13 protein-coding genes are annotated in these 15,013 nt (G+C 27.6%); all 13 read left to right on the plus strand.

Features of this window, described 5'->3' with window-relative positions; all coding sequences use genetic code 11:
• The first annotated feature begins 227 nt into the window (after positions 1-227).
• The 13 genes from wzy to mutS all read left to right on the plus strand — a co-directional run bounded on the left by wzy (position 228) and on the right by mutS (position 15,003).
• Positions 228-1,640 (plus strand): O-antigen polysaccharide polymerase Wzy, encoded by a 1,413-nt coding sequence (gene wzy, locus F1564_RS01860; protein WP_018450880.1) that lies wholly within the window; start codon positions 228-230, stop codon positions 1,638-1,640.
• 16 nt (positions 1,641-1,656) lie between these two features.
• Positions 1,657-2,613: a hypothetical protein gene (locus F1564_RS01865; protein ID WP_026231265.1), complete on the plus strand. Its 957-nt coding sequence runs from the start codon at positions 1,657-1,659 to the stop codon at positions 2,611-2,613.
• Between the two features lie 21 nt (positions 2,614-2,634).
• A complete protein-coding gene (locus F1564_RS01870) occupies positions 2,635-3,108 on the plus strand; it encodes a GNAT family N-acetyltransferase (RefSeq protein ID WP_018450878.1) in 474 nt (157 codons plus the stop codon).
• 9 nt (positions 3,109-3,117) lie between these two features.
• Entirely contained in the window at positions 3,118-3,906 is a 789-nt protein-coding gene (locus F1564_RS01875) for a glycosyltransferase family 32 protein (RefSeq protein WP_018450877.1), read from the plus strand.
• A gap of 101 nt (positions 3,907-4,007) precedes the next feature.
• The gene (locus tag F1564_RS01880) at positions 4,008-4,781 is read left to right on the plus strand and encodes an endonuclease/exonuclease/phosphatase family protein (RefSeq protein ID WP_018450876.1); all 774 of its coding nucleotides are present in this window, start codon (positions 4,008-4,010) and stop codon (positions 4,779-4,781) included.
• A 40-nt stretch (positions 4,782-4,821) separates the two neighbouring features.
• Complete coding sequence (locus F1564_RS01885; protein ID WP_018450875.1) at positions 4,822-5,658, plus strand: glycosyltransferase family 2 protein; 837 nt, start codon at positions 4,822-4,824, stop codon at positions 5,656-5,658.
• A 15-nt stretch (positions 5,659-5,673) separates the two neighbouring features.
• Positions 5,674-6,690, plus strand: a complete 1,017-nt coding sequence (locus tag F1564_RS01890) for a DNA adenine methylase (RefSeq protein WP_018450874.1) — start codon at positions 5,674-5,676, stop codon at positions 6,688-6,690.
• Between the two features lie 5 nt (positions 6,691-6,695).
• Positions 6,696-7,655, plus strand: coding sequence for a DNA adenine methylase (locus F1564_RS01895; protein WP_018450873.1), 960 nt, complete (start codon positions 6,696-6,698; stop codon positions 7,653-7,655).
• Positions 7,594-9,165, plus strand: coding sequence for an AlwI family type II restriction endonuclease (locus F1564_RS01900; RefSeq protein ID WP_018450872.1), 1,572 nt, complete (start codon positions 7,594-7,596; stop codon positions 9,163-9,165). Before F1564_RS01895 ends, F1564_RS01900 begins: the two co-directional genes overlap by 62 nt.
• Before the next feature lie 26 nt (positions 9,166-9,191).
• Positions 9,192-10,385, plus strand: coding sequence for a CDP-glycerol--glycerophosphate glycerophosphotransferase (locus F1564_RS01905; protein ID WP_018450871.1), 1,194 nt, complete (start codon positions 9,192-9,194; stop codon positions 10,383-10,385).
• Positions 10,385-10,663, plus strand: a complete 279-nt coding sequence (locus F1564_RS01910; RefSeq protein ID WP_018450870.1) for a hypothetical protein — start codon at positions 10,385-10,387, stop codon at positions 10,661-10,663. The genes F1564_RS01905 and F1564_RS01910 overlap by 1 nt, the downstream gene beginning before the upstream one ends.
• Before the next feature lie 334 nt (positions 10,664-10,997).
• Positions 10,998-12,095: an RNA-guided endonuclease TnpB family protein gene (locus F1564_RS01915; protein ID WP_018450869.1), complete on the plus strand. Its 1,098-nt coding sequence runs from the start codon at positions 10,998-11,000 to the stop codon at positions 12,093-12,095.
• A 226-nt stretch (positions 12,096-12,321) separates the two neighbouring features.
• Positions 12,322-15,003, plus strand: coding sequence for a DNA mismatch repair protein MutS (mutS, locus tag F1564_RS01925; RefSeq protein ID WP_018450868.1), 2,682 nt, complete (start codon positions 12,322-12,324; stop codon positions 15,001-15,003).
• Positions 15,004-15,013 lie beyond the last annotated feature (10 nt).

A 15,013-nucleotide genomic window follows, 5' to 3' on the forward strand; every position in this document is an offset into this window, starting at 1 on the left:
ATTTTACCAATTTTTTTAGGGAATATTGATGTATAAAAAATGAAAATTGAAAAAAATATTTATCATTGAAGTTTTAGTGGCGATATGATAAAATTTTAGATGGAATCATAGTAAAACTAATTTAGAAAAAACTATGGATATTTATTCAATCCCCTGTTTGATTTGAAACAGATTGATATTAAAAGGATTTGAGTATAAAAGAAAAAAATGAAAATAGAGGTAAATTGATGAAAAGGAATAATTTTATAAAGGAAGATAAAATTGGATTTTTAATATTTCATATATTTGTTATTGCATTTGTACTATTTTTAAAAAGTATTGTATCTTTTCCAAATGATGCATTGGAAATGAAATTTTTAGAATGTTTGCTTATGGGAGTATATATTTATACATTTTTTACGGCAAAAATTTATTTGGAGTGGTTAAATTCGTATATGATTTTTTTGTATACGTTATTTTTGTTTAATTTTACAAGAATATTTTTGGATATTGTGAATTATAAAGAATTTGGATGGGCTACGAAGTTTGCTAACTTTTATTTTTATTATGATGTGAGAAATGAGATAATAACAGTTTTTTTACTTGTCTTATTGTTTACACATTTGGGATTTTTTATTGGAATTTCAAATGAAAAAATTAGTGAAATAAGAAGCAGCATTACACTTGAAAGTAGAAGAATGTTTACAGATATTGGAATGGCTTTATTTATAATCTCATTGCCTGCTTTAGCCTACAAAATGTTCATACAGTTAAGAGTAATATTACATGCCGGATATGAGGCATATTATACTGGAATTTTAAAAGGAGTTGACTATCCTGCATTTACAAAAGGTTCTGGAACAGTAATGACAATTGGATTTTTAATATTTCTAATTTCAATTCCATCCAAAAGAAAATTTTTGACAATTTCTTCACTTTATCTTATGGTAAAACTGTTGGATTCGTTCAAGGGGGCAAGAGCAATATTTTTGACACAGCTGCTTTTCATAATGTGGTATTATGCAAAAGTCTATGGAATCAGGATAAAAGCCAAGACAATGGTAAAATTAGTAGGATTTACAGTGATTTTCTCACAAATTTTAGTATCTATCCGAAGTAAAAAAATATTCAGTTTAGATTTAATAAATACAATTTACAATTTCCTATTTTCTCAAGGTGTAAGCTACCTTGTCCTAGGCTACACAATTAACTTCAAGCATAACATTGTCGGACATGGAAGCTATCCGTACATTTTGCAGGGACTGTTAGGCTTCCAATCACAGTCGCTTGAAACTCTTGAAACAACAAATTCACTTGCAGACAGATTAACATATTACCTAAATTCAGGAGCTTATCTAAAAGGTGAAGGAATTGGTTCAAATTACATCGCTGAAATATATGATTTAGGATATATCTGGTTAATTATAATTTCAATTTTACTTGGAATTGCAATTATAAAGTATGAAAAATATGTTGTAAAAAATAGATTTTTATTATTGACAAGTTATTACTTTATCCCAAATTTATTTTACATCCCAAGAGGTTCATTCTTTGGAGAAGGATTAATAAAAAATATGGCAATGCTAATTGCGGTTTACGTTCTAGTCTTTAGCTTTGACTATATGTACAGGAAGATTGAGGAAAAGAAGGAACTGATTTGATTTTTTAGGGAGTTGAGTGAAGTTGGGCAAAAAAGAGCAAGTATTTAAAATGTCGTGGATAGAGAAGTTAAAACTGTTAGGAATTATTCCAAGTATATATGCAATGATGATGCTTCTCAATGTTCCTTTACTTACAAATTATAGAGTGATTTTGGTAGTTTCTTTGATAGTAATGTTTCCAATTACAGTATTTTTGTTATATCAGTTAATTTTTATATATAATAAAAAAATTGTAATACTTGGAAATACTTTGATTTATTATAAAAAGCGAAAAGAATGTTATCGTGCAGAGATAGGAAGGCATAATATTAAAATATATGATAAAGAAAAAGGTACTTCTAAACAGAGATATAGAATAAAATATTTATCAATAAATGATTATGAAATACCAATTTATTTACTAGGAACTAAAGGAATGTTAAACTTTGAAAAAGCTATTTATGAGATTTGGTATAAAAAATCAAAAGTTAGAGATAAGGCATTTAAAATTCAAAAAAAAGAATTAATTGTGAAAAAACGAAAAGAAATTTTTATAAGCTGTGTTTTTAATATGATTCCGTTAATAGTAGGAATAATAGTTTTTTCAAGCAATACATATATGATAATTCTTTTTATAATTATTTATTTGCTACTTTTAATTTTTAAGATTGTTTTCTTTATTAGAATGAAGTTATATACACCTGAAAATATAAGAATATCTGCTGATATTATAAGCATTGATAATACAGAATACAGCAAGTATGACATTCAAAAACTGATGTTTACAAGTCTGCAGACTCAATCTGAAAAGTTAAAATTGTTTGGATACAGGACATTAAAAATTTTTGAAAATGACGGAAGAAGAATTTATACTTTGATATTATCTTCAGATTTAGAATTTAAAAATTTCAGGATAAATGAAAATTATGAAAGTCTTTATGAAGAAATAATAAAATTTTGTATTGTGAATGAAATTGAATATGAGTTGGTGTAGAAAAATAGGAGTTTAATATTGATGGAAGTAGAAAATATAGAAATAATAGGCGGAATAAATGACAATAATAAAAATGATATAGTCAAATGGACTAATGAAAAGGGAAAGGACTTTCTTGAACAGTGGGCTGGAAAAAGCCTTGATTTTCCGCTTACAGAAAGCCAAATTGATGATTTGAAGGATATTTACTCGATTTTTTGTAAAAATGAATTTGTGGGGATTATTCAGAAAATACGAAAAGAAATGAATAATATCCATATTGGGCGATTTTTGATTAATCCTGAACTTACTGGAAAAGGACTTGGAAAAAGGGCTTTGTTGGAATTTATAAATTTGATTTTTCAAGAAAAGAATGTAAATTCTATTACTTTGAATGTGTTTGATTATAATGTGGGGGCAAAGAAATTGTATGAGAAAGTGGGATTTAAAGTTGTGAATATTACTGAAAATCCGATGAAAAAGTATATGATGATTATAGAAAAAGGTGAAAAATAGGAGAAAATGATGATAGAAAAAAAAATATATTATGTCTGGGTTGGAAATGCCAAAAAGCCTGATATTTTCTATAAATGTTTGGAATCTTGGAAAAAGAATTTGCCTGATTTTGAAATTATAGAGATAAATGAGAAAAATTTTGACATGGAAAAACATCTTTCGAAAAATAGATTTTTCCGTGAATGTTATGAAAGAAGGCTTTGGGCTTATGTTTCAGATTATATGAGAGTGCATTTTATGTATGAAAATTCGGGAATTTATGTTGATACGGATATGGAAATAATTAAAAATTTGACACTGATTTTAGAAGAAAAAGATTCTTTTTTTAAAAATCCAAAAAATGAGAAATTAAAAAAAATGGATTTTTTTATAGGTTATGAAGATGAAAAGCACATAAGCGTTGGGATTTTTGGAACATCAAAACACAATGAAGTGCTGAAGGATATTAAAGAGTTTTATGAAAAAGAGATTTGGGAAAAGCCAGTTTGGACGATTCCAAAAATATTTACGTATATTTTTGAGAAAAAGTATAATTTGAGCGGAAAAAGGGAAAATTTGTTGAAAGATGGAAAGATAGTTATTTTTCCAAAAGAATATTTTTATCCTTACGGATTTCATGAAAAATATACAGATGATTGTATAAAGCCTGAAACATACGGAATTCATTGGTGGAATGACAGCTGGAGTAGTTTGAAGGCGAGGCTGTTTTTGGAAGCGAAGCATTTGTCGGGAGTAAAAAAATTAATGAAGCGAGCCAGGATAATTGCTAGGTATTATTTGAAGGAAAAGCGTAAATAAAAGACAAAGGAAAAAATAAAGTTGGTAGATACTAAAAAAAGTGATATAATGGAATGAAATATTTATACAATAAACAAAGGATTAGGAGAAACAAGAGAAAAATGAGCAAATTAAAAAAAGTATTATTGCCGCTTATGATTTGTGGGGCGACTGTTAGCTGGGCGAAGGAATTTAAGATGATGACGTATAATATTTATGGGGCAAGGCTTACAAACGGACAGAAATTGGGAGAAAGCATAAAGCCGTATGCACCTGATTTTATATCACTTCAGGAAGTTGATAAATTTACAAAGAGAAGCAATTTTAGGGATGTAACGTCTGATATTGCAAAAGTCTTGGGATATGATTATTATTTTTTCAAAAAATCTAGAGATTATGATGGCGGGGAATATGGAATTTCATTTATCTCAAAATATCCGCTTGAGAAAATATACACTTATGAATTGCCATCAGAAGGTGAGGAAAGAAGACAGCTTGTAGTTGCAGAACTTTCTAAAAAGACTTTTGGTAAAAAGGTTTTAGTTATGAATACACATTTAGACTTTAAGCCAAGTATAAAACCTGAGGAAATGGAATCACTTGATTTACTTACAAAATTTTTTGATAAAGATGATATAAAATTTATAAGCGGAGATTTTAATTTTTTGCCATCAACAAAATATTATGGACAAATGACAAAGGACTGGAGAGATACATATATGGAAGCTAATTTTAGTGGAGCAAGATCACTTTCAGATCCAAGAATTGACTATATTTTTGGAAGTCAGTCAAAAAAATGGAAGGTGAAGTCAAGTTATTTTATCAATGATGCAACTCAAGACTGGACAAAATTGTCGGATCATCTTCCATATATAACAACTGTGGATATAAAATAAAAAAATTGGGATAGAAAAAAAATAAAAGGAGGTATGAAGTATGAAGGTTTCCCTTGTAATGCCAACAATTAATGTTACAACTGAACTTGAATTATTTTTGAAAAGTTTGAGAACACAGACTTATAAAGATTTTGAGTTAATTGTAGTGGATCAGAATGAAGGAAATGAAGCTTTTGAAATTGTGAAAGATTACGAAGAGGAATTTAAGATAAAATATGCAAAAAGCGATGAAAAGGGGCTGAGTTTAAACAGAAATAGAGGGCTTGTACTTATGGAAGGGGAAATTGTGGGATTTCCCGATGATGACTGTGAGTATCAGCCTGATACGTTGGAAAAAGTTGTTGCTTTTTTTGAAAGAAAAAAAAATTATCGGATTTATTCGTGTCGTACACTTGAACGTGGGAAAACTTATGGAACAGGTGTTATGGAAAAAAAAGACATGGAAATAACTAAAGATAATGTAGATAAAACAGTGAAATCTATAACTTTTTTTGTAAATTATAAAAAAGATGATATTATTTTATTTGATGAAAATTTGGGAGTTGGTGCTACTTTTGGAAGTGGAGAAGAAACTGACTATGTGCTTACATTACTTCATAAAGGCTACAAGGGAAGATATTTTGCAAACGACATAATTTTTCATCCAGCTAAAAAAGGAAACTACAGCGATTTGGATCGTGCATATAAATATGCTTTGGGATTTGGAGCATTAGTAAAAAAGGAAGTTAAGGGTAGAAAAAACAGATTTTATATTCTGAAATACTGGAAGCGGCAATTTAGAAGTTTTGTTGGAATGATTGTTACAAGAAACAGGGCATATCATAGAGTTGTGATGAAGGGTAGAAAAATAGGATACAAACATTATGAGCTAAAATAGAAATTTAGGAGAAAAATGGAGAAATTTAACATAAATAATAGAAGATATATTGGAAATAAAAGTAAGTTGTTGGAATGGATTTTTGAAAAAATAAGAGAAAATACAATTGGAAGTTCTTTTTTTGATATTTTTTCAGGTACTGGTTCAGTATCAAAAGAAGCTTTAAATTATTATGATGAGATTATAATTAATGATTTTTTATTTTCAAATAATGTTATTTATAAAGCATTTTTTGGAAATGAAGATTATGATAAAAAGAAATTAGAAAAAATAGCAGTAGATATAAATAGTTGCAAATATGAAGATTTAGAAGAGAATTATTTTGATAAAAATTTTGGAGATAAATATTTTGGTAAAAGAGATGCAAGAAGAATAGGATTTATTCGTGAGAAAATTGAAACAAAAAAAAGAGAGAAAGAAATAAGTGAAAAAGAATATAATATTTTATTATCTTCTCTTATTTATTCAATTGATAAGATTGCAAACACGGTTGGGCATTATGAGGCATACATAAAAAAATCTATAAAAGATGACTTATTATTTTTTAATTTAATAAAGCCATTAGACACAAAAGGAAAAAATATAAAAATTTTTAGAGAAGAAGCAAATAAATTAGGTAATAAAATAACATCAGATATAGTATTTTTAGATCCTCCTTATAATTCTCGACAATATTCAAGATTTTATCATGTAATTGAAAATTTAATTGAGTGGGAAAAACCAGAATTATTTGGTGTAGCATTAAAACCAAAAGAAAAAAATATGAGTGATTATTGTAGGAGTAATGCACCAAAAGTGTTTGATGATTTAGTAAAAAAATTAAATTGTAAATATATTGCTGTTACATATAATAATACTTATAATTCAAAAAGTTCATCTTCAAAAAATAAAATTAGTTTTGAAGAAATATCAAAATCTTTAAATGAGGTTGGAGAAACAAAAGTTTTTGAAAAGGAATATAAGTTTTTTAATGCAGGAAAAACAGATTTTAAGGCTCATAAAGAATTTTTATTTTTAACGGAGGTAAAATAATATAAATGAAATCAAAAATTAGATCGCCTTTTTTTTATGTTGGTGATAAATATAAACTAATGCCTCAGTTAGAAAAATTATTTCCAGTTAATATAAATAATTACTACGAACCTTTTGTTGGTGGTGGAAGCAGTTTTTTAAACACAGAAGCAAAGAATTTTTTTTTAAATGATATAAATAAATACGTTATTCAATTACACTGTTATTTACAAAGTTTTAGGGAAAGTAAAGATAAATTTTTTGAAAGCCTTTTTAGAACTATAAAAAAATATGGATTATCCTGTTCTTTTTTAGGAAAAATTGTACCAGATGAATTAAAAAAAGAATTTATAAAAACATATTATTCAAGATATAATAAAGAAAATTATATGAAAATGAGAGAAGATTATAATAAAAATAAATCAAATTTTGAATTGCTATATTTATTATTAATTTATGGTTTTAATCATATGATAAGATTTAATTTAAAAGGAGAATTTAATTTACCAGTAGGAAATGTGGATTTTAATAAAAATGTGTATAATGCCTTAAATAATTATTTTGATTTTTCTAAAAAAAATAATCTAAACTTTTTTAATCAAGATTACAAAGAATTCTTAATTAACCGTGATTTTGAGAAAAATGATTTTGTATATTTAGATCCTCCATATTTAATTTCAAATAGTGAGTATAATAAAATATGGAATGAAAAAAATGAAGAAGAACTATATCAAATTTTAGAAGACATAGATAATCAAGATGTTAAATTTGGGCTTTCCAATTTAGTGATACATAAAGATAAGAAAAATGAAATATTATTAGATTGGATGAAAAAATATAAAGTATACGAAGTAAATAGTAATTATATAAGTCGTTTTGATAATACAAGAAAAATAAATTCAAGAGAGGTTTATGTAACAAATTATGAGAAAGAGAAAATTAGAGAGAAAACCATTATCGTTTTCAACAACTATGAGAAATCCTGAAAGAATAGCTTCATTTATTGAAAATCTGAAAGAATTTGAAGGGAAAATTTTAACAAAAGAAGTTATTATGAAAATAGTAGAAAAATTAATAAAAAATAAATTGTATGCTCCAAAATACATAAAAAGAATACCACATTTGAAAAAAATATTAAAAAATAATACAAATTCTTTTAGTAAAGAAGAAATAAAAGAAATTATAGAAAATAGTCCACAGAATCATCAAGAAGCAGGATTTGAAAAAGGGTGGGATAGTAGGTTTGACACTTGGTATAAATTATCAAAGGAATTTGGATTTCTTTATTATGAAATGGATAAACCAATAGAAATTTCAAAAACAGGACATATGCTTTGTGATGCTTATTTAGAGAATGAAAATAGCAATTCAGGAGAAAAGATACAGAAAATATTTTTAAATGCTTTAATGAAGTATAATGTGGATAATCCTTATAGAAAAAATCTAAATAAAAGTACACCGATTCCCCTTTTATTAAATGTTTTGAAAAAATTGAAAAATGATAAAGAAGAAAATGGAGCAGGAATTTTTAGAAAAGAATTACCTTTTCTAATTTGCTGGAGAAATAATGATTCCGATGAGTTATATAAATATATAAAAAATTTTAGAAAAATTTATAGATATACTGCAAGTAATGAAGTCGTCTATGAAAGATGTTTGGAATTATTAGAAAGTGAAAATGAAAAAAGATTTAAAATAAAACAAATTATACAGGAATCTGTTGATGATTTAATTAGAAAATTAAGAATAACAGGAATTTTTTCGTTAAGAGGGTTAGGAAAATTTATTGACATTAATGAATTAGAAAAGAATAAAATAGAATATATAATAAAAAATTATTCAGAATCTAAAACTTATGAAACAGAATATGATTTTTATAAATATATGGGAGAACTGGATTTAAATGTAATTAATATTGAAGAAAATGTTAATTATGAATTGAAAGAAAATATAAAAATTAATGCATTAAATAATTTTGCCAAAAAATATGAAAATAAAAAAATTATTGAAGAATTGGAATGTTTGGAAAAAAATAGACATTCAAAGGATGAATTTCTAAAATTAATAGATAATCCAACTCGTTTAGAATTTTTAACAAGTTTAATTTTGATAAAAAATTATCCTAATTTAATAATAAAACCGAATTATTCGATAGACGATGAAGGAAATCCGACATTTACAGCAAAAGGTGGAATAGCAGATATTGAAGTTTATGATGAAAAATCAGATGTTTTAGTAGAAGTTACATTAATAAAAAATAGACAGCAATCTATACTAGAAATCCCTGCAATAACTAGACATTTAGTAGAATTAAATGAAAAATCAAAGAAAGAAAATATATTTTCAATTTTCGTTGCTCCAAATATACACGAAGATACAAAATATATGTGTGGGTTTACAAAATATCAGGAAAATTTGGATATAAGACCATATACAATAAGTAATTTTGCTAAAAAAATAAAATTTGAAGGAAATATATTAGAATTTTTAAATTAAATAAAGTAAAAAATTAGGAGAAGAATATGGATAAGGTAAAATGCTTGATAAATATGATAATAGCTTATCTCATTTATCCATTTAACAAAGAAAAATTCAAAAATAGAAATATTTGGCTTGTAGGCGGAAACGCAGGAGAACTTTTTGTGGATAATGGACGTGCGATGTATGAGTATTTACGGTCAAAACAGCAGGAGGAAGTATACTGGGTGATAAACAGAAATGCCAAAATTGCTAAAAAAATTCCAGGAGAAAAGCTGATAAAAGGAAGTATAAAAAGCTACCTTTATTTTATGAATGCAAAAGTTGCATTATTTTCCCACTCAATTTCTGCGGACATTGTCCCATACCTGTTTGTAGTACCATTAATAAATAAATTTCATAAAAAAGTATTCAAAGTATTCCTGAATCATGGAACAGTAGGCTTTAAAGTCCGACAGGCAATGAATCCAAAAACAGCAAAAGTAGCAGAAGCACTTGTAAAATCCTATGATTTAAATATCTGTGACTCAGAATTTGAAAGAAAAGTGAAAACAGAAGTCTGGTGGGAAGTGCCGAAAGAAACAGCGGTTATAACAGGTTATCCAAGATATGACAAATTATATAATTTGGAAATCGCTGAAAAACAAATATTTTTTATGCCAACTTGGCGAAATTGGCTAAAATCAGAAAATCAAAAATTTGAAGATACAAAATATTTTCAGAATATCTCAAATTTAATTACAGATAAAAAATTAAATGATTATCTGGAAAAAAATAATATTAAATTGAATGTCTACATTCATCAATTAATGCAGGATCATTTAAAAAATTTTGGAAATATAAAACTTGGAAAAAATATAAGAATACTTCCGAAAGAAGTAAATATAACTGAGGAACTGCAAAAATCAAAATTATTAATAACAGACTATTCAAGCGTAGCCTACGACTTTTATTATCTAAACAAGCCAATTATCTTCTTCCAGTTTGATAAACGTGAATATGAAGAAAAAGTTGGCTCTTACGTAGATTTAGATAAGGATTTGTTTGGAAAACAGGCTAAAATTGTGGAAAAATGTGTAGAGGAAATTATTGAGATTTCTGAAAATAATTTTCATTATGACAAGGAAATGAAGCAAAAGTCTGATAAATTGAGAGAAAAGTTTTTAAAGTATGTAGATAAGGGGAATTGTGAGAGAGTTTACAAAATAATTTTAAAATATTTGGAGAAGAAAGAATAATGTATTCAAAAAATAAAATTAAATGGAAAATATTGGTATTTTTCTTATTGTTTTATATAATAAGTTACTCATCAGAAGTTTTTTTTATTAATAACAATGCTTTTGGTTTAACAGTAAAAACTGAAAAAACAGAAAATGTGAAAATTACAGACAAAGAACTAGAAAATAATGAATTCTTAATTGTGGAAAATTTTAAAAAGTACTTTGAAAAAGAAATAAAGAATAAAAAGATAAAAAAAATACCAGAAAAAATTTTCAGGTTCAAGGTTCATTTCTGATAAAGATTAAATTTGTAGATATTGATGAAGCAATAGTAGAAATAGAGTCATATGGATTTGAAGATACAAATAGTGATCTTGTTAAATTAAGATTTAGAAAAAAAGATAGAATATGGGAAAAAATATAAAATTGAAGAATTGAGTTTAAATTGGTTTAAGAAGATTTTTAACAAAAAGATAGCAAGAAGTCTCCGACTTCTATAAGTGGGAGATGAATTGCTTTTTTTGTAAAAAAAATTAAAAAAAGGATATGCCTATGATACAATTTTTGTATAAAATATCGAAGAGAAATAATTAAAAAATAATATTCAAAATTAAAAGGAGGTGTAATTTCATGAAATATAATTTAGCATTCAAATACAGGATTTATCCAAATAAAGATCAGGAATTATTGATAAATAAGACTTTTGGATGTGTTCGTTTTGTTTACAATATAATTTTGTATACAGCTAATAAAATTTATGAAGAAACTGGAAAAAATAAAATAATTACACCTGCCAGTTTGAAAAGTGAAAATCAATTTCTAAAAGAAGTAGACAGTCTAGCACTTTCAAATGCTCAATTGAATGTAAAACGATCATTTACGAATTTTTTTCAGAAGAGAGCGAAATTTCCGAGGTTCAAATCTAAAAAGAATAGTGTTAAAAGTTATACGACAAATTGTGTGAATAATTCGATACAAATAGAGGAAAACAAATATTTGATTTTGCCAAAATTAAAAAAAATTAAATTGAAATATCATAGAGAAATACCAAAAAATTATAGAATAAAGTCGGTAACACTAACAAACAGTAATGGAAATTACTATGTTTCTGTTTTGACAGAATTTGAAAAAGAAATTCAAAAAATGCCAAATAGTGATAAAGTAATTGGACTTGATTTTTCAATATCTGAATTATTTGTCAGTTCTGAAAACCAAAGAGCTGATTATCCAAGATATTTTAGGATGTTGGAGAAAAAATTGAAGAAATTACAAAAATCATTATCGAGAAAAGTAAAATTTTCTAAAAATTGGTATAAGCAAAAAATGAAAATATCAAAATTACATGAGTATATCAAAAATTGCCGAAGAGATTTTCTACATAAATTATCAAAAAAATTGTCCGAAACGTATAATGCTGTGGTTGTTGAGGATTTGAATATGAAAGGGATGAGCCAGGCATTAAATTTTGGGAAAAGTGTAGGAGATAATGGATGGGGAATGTTTTTGAGAATGCTTGAGTATAAACTGATGTTTTTAGGGAAACAATTTTTGAAGATAGATAAGTGGTTTCCATCGTCGAAAACTTGCAGTAAATGTGGAAACGTTAAAGAGAAATTGAAATTATCAGAAAGAAGTTATAAATGTGAGTGCTGTGGGATTGAAATTGATAGAGATTACAATGCGGCATTGAATATAAAAAACATTGGAAAATTGATGTTAGAATATTAGGAAAATAAAAGAAGACAGGGTAGGAACTACTCAAAGAGCTTGGTAAATATATTTGGCTAACAAAAGCAGATACTTCCCAAGAAGCTCCCGCTTCTAAAAGCGGGAGTAGTTCACTAAGAAATAAGCAGGGGATAATTTTTATTAATTTTTTAAAAAATTGAAAAAGAAAATAAACTATGATAAAATTTAAGAACGAAAAAATAAAGAGAACAGAGGTAAAATAACGATGGCAGATACACCACTTATGAAGCAATATAAGGAGATAAAATCAAATTTTGAGGACTCTATATTGTTTTTTAGATTGGGTGATTTTTATGAAATGTTTTTTGAGGATGCGGTAAAGGTGTCACGAGAGCTGGGGCTTACATTGACTTCAAGGAATAAGGAAAAAAATGCAGATGTACCGCTTGCAGGAGTTCCGTTTCATTCGGCGGATTCCTATATTACAAAACTTGTTTCAAAAGGGTATAAAGTTGCGATTTGTGAGCAGACAGAAGATCCGAAGATGGCAAAGGGAATTGTAAAACGAGAAGTTGTGAAGATTATAACGCCGGGGACAGTTGTGGATGTGGAGGCACTTGATGCCAAGAGCAATAATTACTTGATGAGTATTTTGAAAATCGAGAATAAACTTGGAATTACGTATATTGATATAACGACTGGAGAGTTTAAAGTAACGGAAGTTGAAAAGGATGATGATTTTGTAAAATTATTTAATGAGATTAATAAGATTGAGCCTAAGGAAGTGCTTGTTACAGAGGATTTTTATGGAGAAATAAAGGAAAAGTTAGATGATTTTTTACAAAAGAATGATTCGGTTGTGACTTTTATAAATAAGGTTCGGGATAGTGCAAAATATCTTATGGATTATTTTGAGATTGTATCGTTGGAAAGTTATGGAATTAAGGATAAAAAAGGGATAATTGGGGCTGCAGCCATGGCACTTGATTATGCGGCTACTATGCAGGTTGAGCATGAGCTGACTGTGGAAAAGATTGAGTTTGTAAATATTTCCAATTATGCTGAAATAAATGCGATTACAAGCAGAAATCTGGAACTATTGAAAAATCAGAGGGAAAAAATTGTTTACGGATCACTTTTGTGGGTGCTGGACGAGTGTAAAACTTCGATGGGAACACGACTTTTAAAAAGATTTATAAATAATCCACTTTTAAATATTGAAAAAATCCGGAAAAGGCAGGAAGATGTACAGTATTTTATTGATAATATTCTAATTCGTGAGGATTTGAGGGAAAAACTTGAAGATATTTACGATTTGGAGCGGCTTTTGGGGAAAATAATCTTTGGTAGTGAAAATGGGAAAGATTTGACGGCATTGAAAAAGACGATAAAATCGGCTGTTGAAATAATGAGAATTTTGGGAAATACTGATTTTTTTAAGAATATTGATGCAAATATTTTGTTTGAGTGTTATAAAATAATCGACAACAGTATAAATGAAGATGCACCATTTTCAGTACGTGAAGGCGGAATTATAAAATCTGGATACAATGCGGAACTGGATGAAATTAGAAATATTATGAATTCTGGGAAGGACTTTTTGCTGGATATTGAACAGCGTGAAAGGGAAGCAACAGGAATTCGAAATATGAAAATAAAATTTAACAAGGTTTTTGGTTATTTTATTGAAATTACAAAAGCAAATTTGGATATGGTGCCAGAACATTACATAAGAAAACAGACACTTTCAAATTCAGAGAGGTACATTACGCCTGAGCTGAAAAAATATGAGGATACAATAATAAATTCCAAAGCAAAAATCGAAGATTTGGAGTATCATTTGTTCAAGGAAATTAGTGGAAAACTCAAGGAACATCGAAAAATTTTGTCCGAACTTGCAGAAAGGATTGCATACATTGATGTAATGGTATCTTTTGCTGTAAGTGCCATTGAAAATAATTATGCAAAACCTGAAATGAACGAGGAATATTCCTTTAAAATTGAAGGCGGAAGGCATCCAGTTGTGGAAAAACTGATTGGAAGGACGGATTATGTTTCAAATGATACAGTTTTTACTGAAAAAGAAAGCTTTGTTGTGCTAACAGGACCTAATATGTCAGGAAAATCAACGTATATGAAGCAAATCGCATTAATTTCCATAATGGCTCAGATTGGCTCTTTTGTCCCTGCTAAAAAAGCAAATTTATCAGTTATAGACAAATATTTGACACGAATTGGGGCTTCTGATGATATTTTGACTGGGCAAAGTACATTTATGGTGGAAATGAGCGAAGTTTCCAACATTCTAAACAATGCGACTGAAAAAAGCCTGATAATATTAGATGAAGTTGGACGTGGAACTTCCACAACCGACGGTGTTTCCATTGCGACTGCTATTTCAATGTATATTCACGATAAAATTGGTGCTAAGACAGTTTTCGCAACACATTATCACGAACTTACTGATTTGGAAAATAAATTTGCACATATTGTAAATTATCGGATAGAAGTGGATGAAAAGCAGGGAAAAGTAATGTTTTTGCGAAATATTGTAAAAGGCGGGGCAGATAAGTCGTATGGTATTGAAGTGGCAAAATTGGCGGGGCTTCCAAAAGAAATATTGGTTGAAAGCAAGAAAATATTGAAACGGCTGGAGCAGAAAAAGGAGCTGATTGAGAGGACTGTGGATGTTCACCAGCTTTCGCTTTTTGGAGGAAACTCAGAATTTGAAAGTGATTTTGAAGAATTTGAAAATGCAAATGATTTAGAAAATATTGAAAATAATCAGTTTTACGAGGAAAAATTGGCTCAAATTGAGGAGGAGAAGGAAAGTTTGCAAGAAATTGTGAATAAAATAGAAGGTTATGATATAAATAATATTACACCGATGGATGCAATGAAATTTTTGTTTGAATTAAAGGAAAATATGAAAAAAGATAATAAATAGGATACAAAAA

It is taken from the genome of Leptotrichia shahii, assembly GCF_008327825.1.
Taxonomy (GTDB): domain Bacteria; phylum Fusobacteriota; class Fusobacteriia; order Fusobacteriales; family Leptotrichiaceae; genus Leptotrichia; species Leptotrichia shahii.